General features: G+C 55.1%; 12 protein-coding genes and 1 tRNA gene. 4 read left to right on the forward strand and 9 right to left on the reverse strand.

The genetic code is table 11. From position 1 onward, the window contains the following. Positions 1 to 34: 34 nt before the first annotated feature. Complete coding sequence (locus tag Q399_RS0117840; protein WP_051686154.1) at positions 35 to 961, forward strand: LysR substrate-binding domain-containing protein; 927 nt, start codon at positions 35 to 37, stop codon at positions 959 to 961. Here the strand turns inward: Q399_RS0117840 and recD are convergent. The 7 genes from recD to Q399_RS0117875 form a co-directional block, all read right to left on the reverse strand. Next, a complete protein-coding gene (recD, locus tag Q399_RS0117845; RefSeq protein WP_031570899.1) occupies positions 947 to 2,920 on the reverse strand; it encodes an exodeoxyribonuclease V subunit alpha in 1,974 nt (657 codons plus the stop codon). The genes Q399_RS0117840 and recD overlap by 15 nt on opposite strands. Then, positions 2,920 to 6,705, reverse strand: coding sequence for an exodeoxyribonuclease V subunit beta (gene recB, locus Q399_RS0117850; RefSeq protein ID WP_051686155.1), 3,786 nt, complete (start codon positions 6,703 to 6,705; stop codon positions 2,920 to 2,922). Before recB ends, recD begins: the two co-directional genes overlap by 1 nt. Next, a complete protein-coding gene (gene recC / locus Q399_RS0117855; protein WP_157836342.1) occupies positions 6,705 to 10,235 on the reverse strand; it encodes an exodeoxyribonuclease V subunit gamma in 3,531 nt (1,176 codons plus the stop codon). The genes recB and recC overlap by 1 nt, the downstream gene beginning before the upstream one ends. A gap of 20 nt (positions 10,236 to 10,255) precedes the next feature. After that, the gene (locus tag Q399_RS0117860) at positions 10,256 to 12,139 is read right to left on the reverse strand and encodes a tetratricopeptide repeat-containing diguanylate cyclase (RefSeq protein WP_031570903.1); all 1,884 of its coding nucleotides are present in this window, start codon (positions 12,137 to 12,139) and stop codon (positions 10,256 to 10,258) included. Between the two features lie 17 nt (positions 12,140 to 12,156). After that, positions 12,157 to 13,176: a UDP-glucose 4-epimerase GalE gene (gene galE / locus Q399_RS0117865; RefSeq protein ID WP_031570905.1), complete on the reverse strand. Its 1,020-nt coding sequence runs from the start codon at positions 13,174 to 13,176 to the stop codon at positions 12,157 to 12,159. 9 nt (positions 13,177 to 13,185) lie between these two features. Further along, positions 13,186 to 13,485 carry a YciI family protein gene (locus Q399_RS0117870; RefSeq protein ID WP_031570907.1) on the reverse strand — a complete coding sequence of 100 codons (300 nt, stop codon included), beginning with the start codon at positions 13,483 to 13,485 and terminating at the stop codon, positions 13,186 to 13,188. A gap of 204 nt (positions 13,486 to 13,689) precedes the next feature. Then, a complete protein-coding gene (locus Q399_RS0117875) occupies positions 13,690 to 14,400 on the reverse strand; it encodes a DUF3581 family protein (protein ID WP_031570908.1) in 711 nt (236 codons plus the stop codon). A gap of 199 nt (positions 14,401 to 14,599) precedes the next feature. Between Q399_RS0117875 and Q399_RS0117880 the strand changes: the two genes are divergently transcribed. Together Q399_RS0117880 and Q399_RS0117885 are read left to right on the forward strand one after the other, a co-directional pair. Further along, positions 14,600 to 15,028, forward strand: coding sequence for a SulA-like leucine-rich domain-containing protein (locus Q399_RS0117880; RefSeq protein WP_031570910.1), 429 nt, complete (start codon positions 14,600 to 14,602; stop codon positions 15,026 to 15,028). A gap of 144 nt (positions 15,029 to 15,172) precedes the next feature. Continuing rightward, positions 15,173 to 15,754, forward strand: coding sequence for a YchJ family protein (locus Q399_RS0117885; protein WP_084164501.1), 582 nt, complete (start codon positions 15,173 to 15,175; stop codon positions 15,752 to 15,754). Between the two features lie 93 nt (positions 15,755 to 15,847). Here Q399_RS0117885 and Q399_RS0117890 read toward each other — a convergent pair whose 3' ends face one another. Further along, positions 15,848 to 16,318, reverse strand: a complete 471-nt coding sequence (locus Q399_RS0117890) for a VC2046/SO_2500 family protein (RefSeq protein ID WP_031570914.1) — start codon at positions 16,316 to 16,318, stop codon at positions 15,848 to 15,850. 120 nt (positions 16,319 to 16,438) lie between these two features. Here Q399_RS0117890 and Q399_RS0117895 point away from each other — a divergent pair. After that, positions 16,439 to 16,523, forward strand: a tRNA-Tyr gene (locus Q399_RS0117895). Positions 16,524 to 16,759: 236 nt separating this feature from the next. Here the strand turns inward: Q399_RS0117895 and deoC are convergent. Beyond that, positions 16,760 to 17,494: a deoxyribose-phosphate aldolase gene (deoC, locus tag Q399_RS0117900; RefSeq protein WP_031570915.1), complete on the reverse strand. Its 735-nt coding sequence runs from the start codon at positions 17,492 to 17,494 to the stop codon at positions 16,760 to 16,762. Between the last annotated feature and the right edge of the window lie 28 nt (positions 17,495 to 17,522).

Raw genomic sequence — 17,522 nt, forward strand, 5'->3', positions numbered from 1 at the left:
TGATTTCACCACACCATGAGCTGGATTCATACCAATGCAAGCACTGCCACCACTCAAAGCGCTGCAGGCCTTTGAAGCCACCGCGCGCTTACATAGCTTTAGCGCCGCCGCTCAGGAGCTGTATGTCAGCCAGAGTGCGATTTCACACCAGGTCCGGCTGCTGGAACAACAACTCGGCTGCGTGTTGATTAACCGCAAACAGCAACCGCTGGCGCTGACTGAACAAGGAGCTACTTTGTTCTCGGTATTACAGGAAAGTTTTTTCCGCATGCGTTCGGTTTGTCAGCATTTAGTGCAGCAACCAGGCCGGCGTCTGGCCATTGCAGCGCAGACCTCAATTGCGGTGGAATTTCTGGCGCCGCGGCTCAACGCCTTTCGCAGCGCTTTTCCACATATCGAAACGCTGTTACACATGGAATCCAACGCCGCCAGTCTGGACGCGGGCCAATTTGATTTAATTCTCGGCACCTGGCCCTGCCCGTCTGGTTTTGCCACAGTCGCGCTCAGGCCAGAATGGTGGTTTCCGGTCTGTAGCCCGGCGCAGTATCAGCAGCTTGATTTGCAGGACCCGGCGTCGGTGTTTCAGGTTGTGCTGTACAGCTCAGAACAAGGCCAGGACTGGCAACTGTGGCGTCAGCAGATGCAGCTGAGTGCCCCGGCAACACTGCAGCAACGGCAAGTGAGTCTGGCATTATTGGCGACCAAAGCTGTCAGCAGTGGTGAAGGCATTGCGCTCAGCAACAGCTGGATCGCCGGTGATGCGGTGCGCGCCGGGACGCTAAAAGCACTGCTGCAGTGGCGGTATCAGCTACCCTGGGGCCAATATCAGCTGCACTACCGGCCCGGTGGCCAGCAGCAGCAACAGATTAATCAGTTTATCCAGTGGTTTTGTACGCAGATGCAACACAGTGATTTATTGGCAGCCGATGGCAGCGCTCCTACGCCGCTAATCCAGCCGTAAACCACCATTGCGGACAATTTGGCGCCCAATAGCCGCGCCGAGTACCTGCCAGTCGGTCAGATATAAACTGAAGCGGCTTTTCGCCCGGGTGATGGCGGTATAAATCAGTTCACGCGTCAGCACCGGGCTGTCGCTGGGTGGCAACAGCAAAATGGCATGCTGAAATTCCGAACCTTGTGATTTATGCACCGTCAGGGCAAACGCGCTTTCCAGCGGCGGCAACCTGCCCGGTAAAAACCAGCGGACTTTATAACCCTGTTGCTCATCGGGCTGCAAAAACGCCACGCGTAGTTCAGTCTGCCCGCTCTGAGCAGCACCTTGTACCGACAGACAAATGCCGATATCGCCATTCATCAGACCTGTGCTGTAATCATTTTGCAGCACTATCACAGGCCGGCCATGGTACCAGCCGCCTTGCCGCTTAATGAGATGCTGCTGGGCCAGATACTGCTCCAGCGCCTGATTCATCGTCTCCACGCCGGCCGGCCCTTGCCGCACTGCGCACAGCAGCTGAACTTGTGTCAGCTGCTGATGTAGCAACAGCGCCTGCTGGTCGGCTTCTGCTGCGTCAACCGGTATTTGCAATAAATCCAGGTATGGGTTCAGCCATGGCCTGAGGCTGGCACAAACGCCGGGGCCAGGCTGCTGCGTGCTCAGCAGCTGCACTGCGACATCATGTTGTTGGTCTACGTTGGCGGATAATTGTTGTAACCACGGCAGTGTCTGAGGGGCGCCGTTATTTACTGCCCGCGCCAGCTGACCAATGCCGCTGTCGGCGCCAAAACGATGGCTGTGACGCAGCATCACCACCTGCTGATCCAGTGGGTCTGGCCGGGACGAGAGGAATGCCGGCGGCAATACCTGAGAGGTTAACGCCTCGAGCCACTGTGCGCTGTCTGCGCTGTATCCGCCAGCTTCGGCATGACGGCAAATCTCAGCCAGCACAGCGCCGGCTTCAACCGATGCCAGCTGGTCTTTGTCGCCGAGTAAGATCAGCCGGCATTGCGGCGGCAAAGCGCGCACCAGCGCGGCAAATAAACTGACGTCAAGCATTGAGGCTTCATCGACAATCACCACATCAGCCGGCAGCGGCTGACCGGCGTGATACCGAAAGCCACTGCCATCCGGTTTGGGCGCGAGCAAGCGGTGGACAGTCTGGGCGCGCTGCGGCAACTGCGGCAAAAGATTGGCCAGTTGCGGCAACGCGGCCGCAAGCTTTGGCCTGGACTGTGCAAGTGACTCTGTTAAGCGCGCGGCAGCTTTACCGGTCGGCGCCGCCAGCACTATGTGTAAGCCATCAGCCGCTTGTTGCAACAACAACAGCAGTAATTTCAGCACTGTGGTGGTTTTGCCGGTGCCGGGGCCACCGGTGATCACCGCAAAATAACTACTGGCAGCCAAAGCACAGGCTTGTTGCTGCCAGTCGATGTCATCGTTTGAAGCTGGAAACAGCATCGCCAACATCTGGCGCACACTGCCAGGGTCAAGTTGCTGGCGCAAAGCCTTATCGGCCTCGCGCCGGCTGGCGATAAAATCAGCGATGACGGCTTCGTCCTGTGCATAACGGCGTAAATAGAGGCGCTGGCCTTTCAGTACAAAAGGCTGCTCGCCTGCACAAGTATCGTTGGCAATTAATGCTGGATACTGCGCCAGCGCAGCAGCAACCTGACTTGGCGGATGCTCAAAGCAGAACTGCAGCAGCAACTGACTCTGACGGCGCTCCCGCAGCGCCAACGGCAATAGTTGCAAAGGCTCAGTAGCTGCGCTTTGTAAGTCTAAACACAAGTGGCCTTGCGCCAGCTGGCTGCTTGCCAGCATCAGGTACAGCAGCAGCGGCTCAGGTAAAGTCGCTGCCTGCGGTAAAGCCCGCAGCAGCGCGACATCAAGCGGTCGCAGTAACTTTGCCTGTTGCCACAAGCTCAGCTGTAATTCAAATTCAGCAGAAAAACGCAGTAACATCAGCCAACTCCCTCTGCAGCACTGACACCGGTGTGAAGATCTGAGCCTTGCAGTAACAGGCGTGCCGGCTTGGTGTCGCCAAGAAACAATGCATCCAAAGCGTGGATAAATTCGGCAGCAAAGGGCACTGCCAGCACCCCTTGGCCCTGCTCTTGTGGTACAGCACTGCCGCGTAAAAACCAATACAGAGCCGGGCCTATATGCTGCGCCGGTTCGTAGCCCACAAGACGGGCCGACAATAAGCGGTGCAGCGCCAGGCCGTATAGAGCGGCCTGTAAATCGTAACGCGCTTCGAGCATCATCTGTTGCAGCTCTTTGGCATAGTAGCGGCCATCTTCGCGATAGTTACTTTTAAAATCAGCGACATAATAACGCTCACCATCAAACAGCGTCAGGTCGATAAAGCCTTTTAACATGCCGTTCAGCAGCCGCGGCTGCAGTTCAGGCCGTGCCATACCAGGCCATAACTGCTGCTGCACTAAAGCGTCCAGCAAGCGGATATCCACCCGCGCTGCCGGCAGCAGAAACTCCAGTTCGGCGATACAAGCCGGCACTGTCGCCAGCGACGCATTTTCTGCAACCGGTAATGGTTGTTGCAACAGCGTCATTAACCAGCTTGCGAGCTCCGCCACAGCCTGTGCCGCATCGGCAAATAACACCGGCTGCTCTTTGTCACTTTGCAGCATCAGCCGCTGCCAGCGGCCATCATGCTGGCGTCGGATCAATCCCTCCTGCGCTGCCGCAGCGACGAGTTGCTCCAGCAACAATGCCGGCTCGGCGACAACAGTAGCAAAGCCCTGCGCTGCGGCCCATTCCAGCTGCGCGTGTAAAAAAGTACCGGGACCCGCGCCGCGGACAAATTGTTGGGCAAAGCCGGTTTGATCTGTACTTGGGCTAAAGGCAGTCGCCTCAGCAGCCCCCACCATCAACTCAGCAATTTTACCGCCACTGGCGCTGTCATCCGGGCTGCTGGTTGGTGAGTTACTGACTTGCTGGCTATTTGTTTGCGGATGAGTTGCCTGAGTGCCGGGCGCTGCCAGCGCGCTGTAGCTGCTGATGACCCAGGCCGGCCTTGGCGCTATGCCCTGCAACTCAAATCCATCCGCAGCCGCGTTTTGCTGCGAAGCAGCGATATATCGCGGCGGCGCTTCAGTCTGTAAAGTACCAAGCCCAAAAGCTGGCGCAGCAGTTAGCGTCTCAGGCAGCCACTGTGTTTGTGGCGCCAGCACGCCGTCCGCGCACAGCAGGTAACCTAGCGCACTGCGCTCTTTCAGCGGCGCCAATGTGACCACGCAGCCGTGGCGCGCCCGTGTCAGCGCTACATAAAGTTTTCGCAGATCTTCACCAAGCCGCTCCTGCTCTGCCCGGGCAAAACTTTGCTCGTCAAACCGGGTCGCGAGCTCGCGGGTGCCATCGGGCCGGTGCCAGCTATAAGGCAGTTTTTTCGAATCCAGCTCCCGCGCGGCCAGTAAAAACGGCAAAAATACCAGCGGGTATTCCAGGCCTTTGGATTTGTGGATAGTGACAATTTTCAGTAAAGCTTCATCGGATTCCAGCCGCAGTTTCAGTGCATCGGCGCCTAATTCACCCTCGCCCTGCAAATGATGTTGCAGATAGCGCAGCAATGCCGCTTCGCCATCGAGCTGACGGGCCGCTTGCTGCAGCAGTTCCGCCAAATGGAATAAATCAGTGAGCTGACGCTCGGCATCAGGCCGGCGCGCCAGTTGCTGCACCAATGCAAAGTCTTGCAGCAAGCGATGCACCAGCGCCAGCACGCCCTGACTACGCCAGATTTGTTGATAGCCGATAAACCGCAGCTGCATTTGCTCCAGCGCCCAGTCATCCTGTTGTAGCGCCAGCAATTGCGTATAAGTCCAGCCCATCGCCGGGGTCGCCAATGCCGCTCTGAGTTTGCCGACATGGCGGGGTTCAGCGCAGGCGCTCAGCCATAAATACAATTCGCCGGCGAGTACACTGTCAAACACCGAGCCTTTGTCCGACAAATACACGGCCCGCACGTCGAGCGCCGCCAATTCCGCGCGAATAACATCCGCTTCCTGCTGATTGTTCACCAGCACGGCAATATCGGCAGGCTGCAGCGGGGTCAAGACACCGTCCGGCGCTAAAAAACCACAGCGCTGCTCGCGGGCCGCCTGCAATAAACTGACGATTTGCCAGGCGCAGTAGCGGGCACTTTGACTCAAATACGCGGCTTTACTGAGTGGTTTTTCGCTGCTGTCGAGCACGAGCCATTGCAGCGCCGGCAACGGCTTTGCATCCAGCACCAGCTGCTCAGCCCGGCCTTTGGCGTTGACTGGCAAAAACGGCAGTAAATCCGGCTGGTCGCGGAATAAAAACGCGCCTTTACCACTGTCGCGCTGTTCGGCTTGCTGGAACAACTGATTGACCGATTCGACCATAGCTGCAGTGGAACGAAAGTTAGTACCGAGCGAAAAATGCCGGCCTTGTGTTTGCTGTTTGGCGGCGAGATAAGTGTAAATATCAGCGCCACGAAAACCATAAATCGCCTGTTTCGGGTCGCCAATCAGCAATAAACCACAATCATCGCGCTGTGCTTCTGGCTGATAAATCCGGCTGAAAATACGCCACTGCAGCGGATCTGTGTCCTGAAATTCGTCAATCAGCGCTAACGGGAATTGCTGACGGATAATCGCCGCCAGCGCGTCGCCATTGTCGCCTTGCAAAGCGTTATCAAGCTGGCTGAGTAAATCATCAAAACCAAGCTCAGCGCGTTGCTGTTTTAATAACTCAAACTGCTGACGCACCTGCGCCAGCGCATGCAGGCGCAGCGTGAAGCTGACATCAGGCAAATCGGTTAACGCCTGTGGTAAGCGCGCCATGGCATCAAAAGCCGGGTGCTGTGGCGGCGCACTTTTCCAGGCTTCAGCCATGCCGTCCGGCGTCAGCCGCTCCAGGCCTTTGCCTATCTCAGGCCAAACCAATTCAGCGTTATCACACCAATCCGTCAGCCCCTGTAGCCATTTCGCCACATAATCGGCGCGTAGTTTGGTGTTGTTGGTAAGACCCGCCGCCCGGCCCTGTTCAATCAGCGCGCCAAGTTCCGGCAGCCAGCCACGCCATGGCGCTTTTAACGCAGCGAGCTGCTCGCGGCGCTGAGTAATTTCCTGCTCCAGCAGCGTGTCCAAAGGCAAAGACGGCGCGACCAGCGCTTCCTGCCACAGCGGCAACAACGCCTGCCACAACTGCTCGGGACTGGCAAAACTCTGCTGATAACGCACAAATAACGGCAGCGGCAACGGATAAATTTCTGAGCGCCAGTAGTCCATCACCACTTGTTGCTGCAAGCTGCTCTGGTCGGTCACCAGCTCGTGTTCAAACTGACTGCCACAGGCAAAAGCGTGTTCACTGAGCATGCGCTTGGCCCAGCCGTGAATTGTCGCGACTGCCGCTTCATCCATCCACTGCGCCGCTAAGTCGAGCTGCCGGGCGCATGCTGCGTGTTGCTCCGGCGTAAAAGCCGCCAGCAAGGCTTGAAGCGCCGCGTCTTCTGCCGGCAATTCACCGGCAAACACCAGTGCAGCATCGCTTAACCGTTGCTGGATCCGGCCTTTGAGTTCAGCAGTGGCGGCTTCAGTAAAAGTAACAACCAGAATTTCGTCCGGCCGCAATGGCGCCGTCAGGCCGTGTCCCAGCACCAGGCGCAAATACAGTGCAGCAATAGTATAAGTTTTGCCGGTACCGGCACTGGCTTCAATCAGCGAAGTACCCTGTAACGGCAGATGCATAAAATTCAGTGGCTGCATCAGACGGCTCCTGCATTCAACGGCGCTGCACCTAAAGCCTGCAGCAGCGGTTGTAATAAATCCTCGGCCAACGCCGGCGATAATTCGCGGTGCCAGAACAGGGAGAAATCAGCATAGGCACGGCGCAAATACGGATTGTGCTGCACCAAACCCGCGGTAAAACCTGTGCCGTCGTACATCTGCTGCAGTTTTTGCAGCTGTTTATCATCCATTTTGCTTTGCAGCCAGGCACCTGCCAGTTTCAGCACAAAAGGCAGCGGCTGTTGCATGCCTTGCAGATAACGGCCAAGCAAACGCTGCAACAGCGCTGCGGCGTCTTGGGCGTTCAGTGGCGGCAACACTAAGTCGCCATCCGGTGCCACTATATGCTGACGCACCGGCTGGCCGGCAGCGGCTGACAGCAACGCCATCAGCCAGGGCAATAGCAATGGCCCAAGCCGCCATTCACCGTCGCGTTGTAAGGCTTCGCTGTGCAGATGCAATTGCCACAGGCTGCCATCCGGCGCTTGTCGCAGTTGTTTGAGCCAGTCCTGCACCGTACATTCAATAACAACGGTGGCAACAACTGCGCCTTCCGCCGGCTCCTCCATGTGATGCGCTGGCAAGATCAGGCCACAACGATAACGTAGCAATTGGAAATCCCGCGGCAATGCCGAGGTTGTTGCCAGTTGCCTGCTAAAGCGCTGCAATTGTTCCGGTAGTTGCTGTACCAGTGCGTCGCTGACCAAGACCCCGGCCGCACCAACCGGCAATAAACCGGCGGCATCGGCCTGTTGCAGCTGCTGACGGATAAGCAAACTCCAGTCGTCACCGGAGGGAAGCTGTTGTTCACGCAGCTGCTGCGCCAGATTGCCAAACACTTGCTGCTGCAGCTGCCAGTGCGCCAAAGCATCGAGCACAAAAGCTTCATCGTCGCTTTGCGTTTCAGCCACAGCACGGAAAGTCACTTTCAGCCGCTGCTGAAAAAAACAGCGCACCGGATCGCGCAAAAAATCATGCAGCTGTGTCAGGTCCAGCGGTTGCTCCGGCACTTGCAATGGCAAGGGACTGTGGTCCTGAACCTCTGGTGCCGGCTGATAAAAACTGCGCCACTCACGCTGCCAGCTGCGTAGATCGCCACGCCGGTAACGCTCGCTGTAAGGTTTTAACGGAAAATCTTCGGTCAGCGCCGCCAGCAAATCGCTGTCATCGGCAAGCCGCCAGCCGCGGGCCAGATGGGCGCGTAATTGGGCCACTAACACACTGGGTTCGCGTTCGCTGTTGTCATGAATGCTGCGCCCGAGCCAACTGATCCGCAGCCGCTCGCGGGCCGACAACAAAGCTTCGAGCAATAGGTAACGGTCATCGTCACGCCGCGAACGGTCGCCAGGCCTGTGCTGCAGCGCCATCAAATCAAAATCCTGCCGCCGCTGCACGCGCGGGAAAGCACCATCCTGCATGCCGAGTAAATGTACCTGGCGAAATGGAATAGCCCGCATCGGTAATAAAGAAGCAAAATTCACTGCGCCGGATAAAAAGCGCTGCTGCAGGCTGTTTTTTTCAAACTGGCCAAGCCAGGCACTGGCGACCACCGGCAGCGCCAGCGGCGTGTCGAGCCGACCGTTCTGGCAAGCCTGCAACCAGCTGACCAGTTCTTCTGTGAGCTGACGGCGCAGTAGCAGGCCCTGTTCGGTATCGGCGGCAAAAAAATCTTCCAGCAGCTGCAATAAGGTCTGATACCACTGTTCAGGCGTTTTCGCACCGGCACTTAACTGCCACCAGTCATCCAGCTGTTGCAGTAACAATGCCAGCTGACCGGCAAATTCCGCCTCCAGTCCCTGCACAGCGCTAAGCGGTGCAACCGCATCGGCGCCAAAGTCCGAAAGCGACGCTGCGTCGCCACAGGCGTAGCCCAGCAACATGCGTTTTAAAGCATGCATCAGACTAAATTGTTGATAATCAAAGCGAATGCCCAGGCTCTGCCGCTGTTCGCTGTGCAGCCCCCAATGCGCGCCAGCCTGCGTCAACCAGCTGCTAAGCCGCTCCACTGCTTGCGCATCCAGCGCAAATTTGGCTGCCAGTTCAGGCACCTGTAATAAGTCGATGATGTCGCTGACATAAAAGCGCTGCTGGCGGATATTCAGAAGATAATGCAGCGCCTGCAGCAGCGGTTGCTGCACAGTAGCGGCCTGATCGGCGATGGTAAACGGCAAATAACGGTCATCGTCACGGCGGTAACGGCCAAACACCGCATGAATCGCCGCGGCATATTCGTTAATATCCGGCACCATCACCATAAAATCACTGAAGTTCAGTGTCGGGTCGGCCTGCAGCTGCGCCAGCAGGTCATCATGCAACACTTCAAGTTCACGCACGACACTGTGACAACGGGCGAAACATAACGAGCGGGCAGCGGTTAGATCCAGCGCCGGCCAGTGCTGGCGGCTGTCTGGTACATCACGCAGATCGAGTATGTCCTGCTGCAATTGTCCGAGTAAGTGCGACGTATCATAGTCGCTGAATAGATCAATGCGCTCGCCGCGAAACAGCTGGCGAAATTGCTCGGTCTGGTCAAACTGATCAAGCAGCCGGATATAGTCACGTCCCTGTTTACCCCAGGCTGCCAGCAATGGATGACCGGCCGCACCGGATTTGACCTGCTGGCGAGTCCGGCCCCCCTGCGACTGCGGGTACAAATCTTTGTCGGCGATAATGTCCGCCCAGTAATGCTGACAGGGATTGTGCACGGCCAGCAAAATCTGCGTATAAGGTGCAATCGCAGCCAGCGCTTCGAGGCTTTGCTGCGACATGCTGCTGATGCCAAATAACATCACGCGGCGTGGCAGCTGCACTGGCCGCTTCACCTGCGAATATGTAGCTGCGCGCTGCAAAAACGTCTTGTGCAGAGAAGCACGGCTAAACTGGCGCTCCTCAGGTTGCAGGTCGGCCAGAATGGCGCGCCACAAGGCACTTTGCCAGCGGAAATCTTCTGGTAACGGCCGCTGCTGGCCCTGAGCGTCCGTCAGCAAATCCAGCTGCTGTTGCCATAACAGCAGCCAGTCGGCGCGATATACCTGATACTGGTCAAATAAATCCGCCAGCTTCAGCGCCAGCTGGTCGGTTTTGCGCTGCTGCGTGTCGTCTGCCAGATATGAAGCCAGTGTGGCAAAATCGGGTTGTTGCACTAATTCAGGCAATAACCGCAGCAAGCGCCAGTGCAGCTGCTCTTTGTCAAAAGCACAGTGTTGTGGAATATGCAGATCGGGTAACAGCCAGCGGTACAGCTGCCAGACAAAACGGTGTGGCATCGTCAGCGATAAACCGGCGGCAATACCCAGGCCGCCACTGCCGTCAGGCTTGGGTTCCGCCGCCAACGCCAGTTTCAGCCACTGCGCGATACCGTTGCTTTGTACCAGAATGGTTTCAGATTCAAACACATCCAGCGGATACGCCGCCATCCAGGCAGTACACAAGGCGCGCAGTTGTTCCGGCAAATTGGCATGGACCACCATAAAGCCCGGGGTCAATGGTGTGGGATTCGATATAAACACAACTACATCCTTGCTTGGTGTCAGCAGCTGACCACCTGGTTACGTCCGCGATTTTTCGCCTGATACAAAGCACTGTCGGCGCGGGTGATGACTTCACGCACCTGCTCATGCCGGCCAGCCTGCGTCAGACCGATACTGATACTGATGCGAAGCTCAGAATAAGCAGCAAAACGCAGCGCAGCTACGGCCTGACGTAATTGCTCCGCAATCGCGGTCGCCTGGAGCTCTGTGGTGTCAGGCAGCACCAGTAAGAATTCTTCACCACCGCTGCGGCCTATCCGGTCCTGTGTTCTTAAAACACTTTGCATCGCCTGCGCCACGCCGCGCAGTACCTCGTCACCGGCATCATGGCCATATAAATCGTTACATTGTTTGAAGTGGTCAATGTCCGCAATCATCAGGCTCCAGGCCTGCTGACTGTGTCTGGCCTGCTCCTGGACACGGTTGCATTGCTCCAGAATAGCGCGGCGATTGCCAACCTGTGTCAGTTCGTCGGTCATCGCCAGTTTATGCAGACGCCTGTTGCGCTGAATTTGCGAAATCGCATAAAACAATGCGATCAGCGCCAACACCACAAACAAACCAATAGCGGTATATTGCCAGCGTTGTGCCGCTTCAAGCACGGCCAGCTGCTGGCCGGTCAGCCGATTTTCGGCTTGCAACTGCGAATTTTTTTGCGTTTGCAATTCGCTGTCAAACTGGAACTTTAATAGCGCTTCGCGCTGCAGTTTGGCCTGGGAATTTAATTGGTCCTGCAGCACCACCGCCTCGGTCTGCAATTGATAGGCGTGTTCATAACGCCCGGCTTTCGCCTCTGCCCGCGACCAGGCCTGACGTAACATCAACATGTAACGTGGATTATTTTGCTGGGCCAACAAGGCATCAGCAGCAGCAAATTTCAGCGCAGCCGGTGCGGACTTTCCTGTTTCTGCCAGCGCCTCGGCCTGATACAGCTGATACAAAGTGTTGTTGTAGGGCAGAAAGTCCGGATCTTTGGCCTGAATTCGCCGGATCTGTTGTTCGAGCGCAGCAATCAGTTCCAGCGATTGGGTAAATTTCTGTTCGAGATTACTGATCCATAACAGCTCAATGCCAGCAGCGACGGCGTAACGTTCATCATTAATGTCCTGATAGATTTTCTGCACTTGCTGCAGGACAGCTCTGGCCTGTGGTGTTTTCCCCATTTCGGCGAAGATAAAAGCTTTTTGCGTCAGAACAAAAGCCTGCCGGTAACTGTCGTTTGGCGCAATGTATTCTCGCTCACTAGTTTCCAGATACTCCAACGCCTTGTCGTATTCCGCCATACGACGAAAAGCGGTAGCGATATTTTCCAGCGCTAACCCAAGGCCCTGGCGGTTAGCCGTTTTCTGATATAACTCATAAGCCTTAAACAACTGAATTAAGGCCTCGGCATGTTCACCGCGGGTGGAATGCAGGTCTGCCTGTGCGGATAATACATTAGCCTGCGCCAGCACATCTTCACTGCTGTTGGCGAGCGCCAGCGCTTGTGATAGATCGGCCTCCTGTCGCGCCGAGTCGCCGGTGATGCCGAAAAAAGAAGCACGGCATAAGTAAAAATAACTGAGCGTTAAGTAGTCGGATGCATATGCCGGATCAGTAATAAATCGCTCCGAATACGCAATACCGGCTTTGGGATCTTCAGCAAACTCGATAGCACAAGCTTCGCGTTGATACCGGCGCAGCCGCGGCTCATCGTTTGGCGGCAATTGTTGCTTTAACTGGCTGAGAAAAGCATTGGCGGCTTTGGCGTCATAAAACACCTGTTCGCCATGTTCGAGCTGACGCACCAACTCGTCAAAGGCGTCAGCATCGGCGGCAGCAGCCGTACCGCAACAACCAAGCCACAACACACTGCCAAGCAAAGCCCGCGCAATTTGCCGCATCAAACCTCCGTGCCAGCTCAGCGCTGGTGATAGCCATCCGGATTTTGTTGTTGCCAGCGCCAGGCATCCCGTACCATGTCTGCCAGCGAATGTTCAGCACGCCAGTCCAGTAGACGGGCGGCCTTAGCCGGTTCAGCGTAGCAGACTGCGACGTCACCGGGACGACGGTCGACCAGTTGATAAGGCACTGCCACGTTGTTTTCCCGGGCAAAAGCCTCGACCATCTGTAACACACTGTAACCCTGACCTGTGCCTAAATTTACCGCTTCGATGCCTTGATGCTGTTGCAGGTACTTTAGTGCCTGCAAATGGCCGCGCGCCAAATCCATCACATGGATGTAGTCCCGCACGCCGGTGCCGTCTGTTGTTGGATAATCACTGCCAAATACCGACAAATGTGCACGTTTGCCAACGGCGACCTGAGAAATAAACGGCATCAGATTGTTCGGAATGCCATTTGGATCTTCACCAATAAGGCCACTCGGATGTGCGCCGACCGGGTTAAAATACCGCAGCAACGTAATGCGCCATTCTGCGTCGGCCGCCGCCAGATCCTGCAAAATATATTCAATCATCAGCTTGCTCTGACCATAAGGATTGGTCGCTGAGCGCGCCGAAGTTTCAGTGATCGGCACTTCTGCAGCTGCGCCATAGACAGTTGCCGACGAGCTGAACACCAGCTGCTTCACGCCGGCATCAGCCATCACGCGGCACAAAGTCACAGTGCCCGCCACATTATAGTCATAGTACTTCAACGGCAATTGGGTGGACTCCCCAACCGCTTTTAACCCGGCAAAATGCACCACAGCTGTGATCGGATACTCGGCAAATACCCGGCGTAACGCAGCTTCATCGCGGATATCAGCTTCTATCAGTGGTACTGCTTTGCCAGTGATTTGGGCGACTCGGCGCAATGATTCAGCTGACGAGTTACACAAGTTATCCAGCGCAATAACATCAAAACCTGCCTGTTGCAGCACGATAGCGGTATGGCTACCGATATAGCCGGCGCCACCCGTTAATAAAATCAATGACATATCACATCCTTATGGCAATACTTTCTTAAAAGGTTTGACGGTACTGCGGGCGTAGACGCCATTGAGAATAAACGGGTCCTGTGCAGCCCACTGTTGTGCTTCGGCTAATGAAGCAAATTCTGCGACGACCAAAGAGCCGCTGAAGCCGGCATCGCCTGGATCGTTATTGTCTATCGCCGGTGTCGGGCCTGCAATTAGCAACCGGCCTGCTTCGGCAAGTACCTGCAAACGGGCCAAATGGGCGGGCCTGTGCTGTAAGCGTAAGGTCAGGCTGTTGGCAATATCTTCAGAATAAATCATGTAATACATGTCAGGCTCACTTGCTGCAGAGAAGGCGGGAATTGTTGGCGAAGATAACAGATAGCATATTGATTTTTCAACGGCAGTGCGGCCAAAAGCTGGTTGCACAATTCTGGACCAGTGCCTGCTCAGAAGCACTTTTTCAGCCGAACATCAGATCAAAAAAACGCCCGGGCGGGCGTTTTTCAAACAGTTCGCAACAACACAAAAGACTCAGGCGGCGTGCCCCAAGGTCTGTTTGCGCTGATTGTAAAAATCGACCATCTGTTGCATCTGTTCTGCGTCGTATGGCACCAGACTGCCCAGCACCAGACGTTTTTCGCCCACGCCAATGACTTCATCGCCATCACAGAGCTCAAAGCGTAACACTACCTGAGCGCGTTTACCCTCTTGGGTTAAAGTCGATTCGACTAAACGCAGGCTCGGGCATTGCTGACTAAAACGGCTGAAATGCAAAGCCATGCTCTGGTAAATCACCAGTGGCCGCTGCGGGTTGATCATCACATCATGCTGCTGCATCAACGGCTGCAAAATATGTGGGAAATTCTGGCCGGAAAAACGGACATAGTCCCGCACCAGTTGTTCAATAAAGTGGCATTGCTGCTGACGCTCGCCCGACTGAGTCAGCGACAAATAGACTTTACCGTTCTGGTCCTGAATTTGTACTTCATCGCCCTGCTCCACACAGTGCAGTAACACATCGGCGCCCACCATACCTTCAAAACGGCAACTGAGCTCAGCGGACAGTCCATAGCGGCTCAGTAGATAAGCAAACAACAAATCGCCCGGCACGCAGAACCTCTTACTGTCGGCATCGTGGATAGGATTAAAATCTTCAGCCACATTTTTGGCAAACTGACTAGCCTGCTCGGCACTGAAAACGAATTGTTCGCCCTGGCGGCTGACAAAAGCATCAAGAAACATCTGGAACCCATAAACGCAGCAATTAGCCCTGCAGTCTAACCGAATCCGGTGGTTTGGATGGTATAACCAGTATGATCTCTGCGCTAAAACCAGCACAGCAAAAATACTGTATATCCACACAGTTAATGCTTGCTTTTTATCCGGAAGCTGACTACTGTATGAACATACACTGTATGCATCACCAGTACCCGAGGTTTTTATGCGCCAATATGCTTTGACATCATCAGCCGTCCGTCCTCTGCAACCGCAGCTGAAATTACAGCAATCAAGCTATTTCCGCGAAGTCGGTGAGGCACACCTAGCGGCGGTTTGCCAGACTTTGGCTGCCTTGACCTCCGCCGGTGGGCAGCAACAAGGCTGGATACTGGTGCTGGCACCGCAACTGCACCTGAGTAAACAAGTGCTTGAGCAGTGTCAGATTGATTGTCAGCGCCTGCTGTTGATCAGTCACAAACAAGTTCACCGTTACGACAATTTGATGCGGGATGCGCTGACCTGCTCTACCTGCAGCGCCGTGGTGAGTTTTTTGCCAGCCGACTGTGCAGAACTGGTCGATTATCAGTATCTGGCTAACAAATATCAGACACAGCTGATTAATCACAATACCCGCGAAGTGAAGACCCACTAAACCTGTTGATAAGATCGGACGCCTGTAACAAGCACCGCCGCCGCTGGCGACAACTGGCGACACAGCCCTCGCGAAGGTAACAGTACCTTTGCCGGGAAGCATTCGGTACAATCGCGTTCTTTCGCTGATGGGTCGGATGATTAAATGAATTGTTTCTGCGGGCAACCAAAACGTTATCAGGATTGCTGTCAGCCCTGTCACTCCGGGCTTGGTCCGGCAAAGACTGCAGAGCAATTGATGCGCTCCAGGTTCAGTGCTTATGTATTGCAATTGGTGCCCTATATTGCAGAAACGTATTACCCGGCTGTGCAATCGGCAGACGCCATTGCCGAAATTGCAGCCTTTGCGGGTGATGCACACTTTCTGGCACTGCAGGTCCTGGCATTTGGCGACTCGCCAGCTATAGATCTTGGCCAGTTCCCGGCTTTCCCACCGGCGGTAAATTTATCAGCAGTAAATGACTTGTTAGCAGCACAACCGGCACTGAGTTACGTACATTTTAAGGTATGGTTCCTCATCGCGGATAAATTGCATCTGCTGGAAGAACATTCGCGTTTTGTCCGGATAGATGGACACTGGGGTTACGTCGATGGAGTGTTGTTACCGCACCCGGTGCTGAAAATCGGTCGCAATGATCTGTGTCCGTGCGGCAGTGGTAAAAAGTTTAAAGCCTGCCGCCCGCACTGGTTGAACCATCAACCGGCACCAGCCTCGCCCCCGCGCTGATCGGAAAACAGAGGCAAGCACAGGCACAGCATCGGCTTCATGACGCAGACCCGGCAATAAAGCGACTGCCGCTAGCCAATCCATAAACCTTGTTCAGGCGGCTGCCGCGGTATGTAATTGTTCGAGGACGTCGTAAAGTAAGGTGGCATCAGTGCTCTGCTCTGGCACCTGCTGTTTGGCCAGATGGCGCTGACAATGCAGAGATAAATTGTCTGTTAAATCTGCACTGAGTTTTTTCGCATCGTGCCGTACCACCAGCGGCGGCGGTTGCAGCAGCATACCAAGCCGCATCGCGGCAAAGCCGCCTTGTTGCATCAGCTCAGTATGTCGCTGTAATGCCGGCAGTTCATCGGGTTGCAAACCATAGCCACGATGTGGCACGAGTTGCAGTTGCTGACGCAGATCGGTCGTTTGAGGAGTGGCTTGTGGGTCGGCCAGACAAAATCCGGCTTGTTCTTCAATTGCCGGTGATAAAAATGCTAACCATAAACGGAAATCAGCATGCAAATGCTGCTGCACAGACCGGTTCAGTTCATTACCCAATTGCCATTCATTGATCAGCATGTCAGTCGCTTACTGGTGAGGAGTCCAGACACAGAATTGCTGAGATTATCGGCAGTCAGTCAGCAAACTTGAGATATTTGCTTTACAACAGCACTTTTTTTGATAATATGCCCGCCACGTGGAGGGGTTCCCGAGTGGCCAAAGGGATCAGACTGTAAATCTGCCGGCACTGCCTTCGAAGGTTCGAATCCTTCCCCCTCCACCATCTTCGCCTTTCCTTCGACGCCCTTGCGGTATCTGACTAGTTAAATCTAAATTCAATATTTTATTACGTTGGCAATAACCTTCTATTTGCAGCCACGTTATCAGCACCTCTGACTCAACATTTTTACGAGAAATGGTGCCGCACCAGGCTCACTTAAACCAGTTTCGCTGGTCTGCAGTGCTGAAAAAGTGTTTGTGCAGCAGAGGCCTTCCAAGCCTCCGCCAGCATTATGGGTATCAGGCTTGCTGCAATAGTGGCAGTAATTCAGTTAGTAACGCACTGGCACCAATCCGCATCCCCGCCGGATTGGCCAACTCGCCGGTGATGTCTTCATACAGCTGCATCAGTTCCAGCGCCTGAGCGACAGTCCTGACGCCACCGGAGGCTTTAAAGCCAACAGGCCGGCCGGCACCGGCAATGGCTGTCAGCATGATGCGGGCAGCTTCAAGGGTCACGCCCACAGGTACTTTACCCGTCGAAGTTTTAACAAAGTCTGCACCGCCTTCAATGGCAAGCTCAGTTGCCTTGCAAATTTGTTGTGCGGTCAATAACTCGCCAGACTCGATAATAATTTTTAACGGCGTACCGCCACAGGCTTGCCGGACGTCATACATAAAATGCTTCACCCGGCCATAATCGCCGGCTAGCAGTGCTTTGTAAGGAAGCACAGCATCGATTTCGCCGGCACCCGCAGACAGCGCAGTTTCAATTTCCTGCACTACAGTATCCACGGCCAAATCACCAGAGGGGAAATTCACCACTGTTGCGACAGGAACCAGCATCTGCTGCTGTGCCAGATGATGCAGAGTTTGCTGAATAAATTGCGGATAGACACAAAAAGCCGCCGGCATCGCGTCTGGGCGGGCGGTTTGTTGTAGCCACTGCGCCATATCTGCCGGCGTGTCCTGTTCGGTCAGGCGGGTTAAATCCAGTAAACGCAGTAATTGGTGTAATCGCAGGGGACTGGTCATGTTATTGATTCCTGTTGCTGGTGCGTTT

Origin of the sequence: Rheinheimera texasensis DSM 17496, from assembly GCF_000711985.1 — a bacterium.
GTDB lineage: Bacteria > Pseudomonadota > Gammaproteobacteria > Enterobacterales > Alteromonadaceae > Pararheinheimera > Pararheinheimera texasensis.

Bases quoted from the DNA above. Each gene is read 5' to 3' on its own strand.
- deoC (WP_031570915.1), bottom strand. From the start codon at position 17,494: ATGACCAGTCCCCTGCGATTACACCAATTACTGCGTTTACTGGATTTA.
- Q399_RS0117875 (WP_031570908.1), bottom strand. From the start codon at position 14,400: ATGTTTCTTGATGCTTTTGTCAGCCGCCAGGGCGAACAATTCGTTTTC.
- Q399_RS0117880 (WP_031570910.1), top strand. From the start codon at position 14,600: ATGCGCCAATATGCTTTGACATCATCAGCCGTCCGTCCTCTGCAACCG.
- Q399_RS0117860 (WP_031570903.1), bottom strand. From the start codon at position 12,139: ATGCGGCAAATTGCGCGGGCTTTGCTTGGCAGTGTGTTGTGGCTTGGT.
- Q399_RS0117885 (WP_084164501.1), top strand. From the start codon at position 15,173: ATGAATTGTTTCTGCGGGCAACCAAAACGTTATCAGGATTGCTGTCAG.
- recD (WP_031570899.1), bottom strand. From the start codon at position 2,920: ATGTTACTGCGTTTTTCTGCTGAATTTGAATTACAGCTGAGCTTGTGG.
- Q399_RS0117870 (WP_031570907.1), bottom strand. From the start codon at position 13,485: ATGTATTACATGATTTATTCTGAAGATATTGCCAACAGCCTGACCTTA.
- Q399_RS0117840 (WP_051686154.1), top strand. From the start codon at position 35: ATGCAAGCACTGCCACCACTCAAAGCGCTGCAGGCCTTTGAAGCCACC.
- galE (WP_031570905.1), bottom strand. From the start codon at position 13,176: ATGTCATTGATTTTATTAACGGGTGGCGCCGGCTATATCGGTAGCCAT.
- recB (WP_051686155.1), bottom strand. From the start codon at position 6,705: ATGCAGCCACTGAATTTTATGCATCTGCCGTTACAGGGTACTTCGCTG.
- Q399_RS0117890 (WP_031570914.1), bottom strand. From the start codon at position 16,318: ATGCTGATCAATGAATGGCAATTGGGTAATGAACTGAACCGGTCTGTG.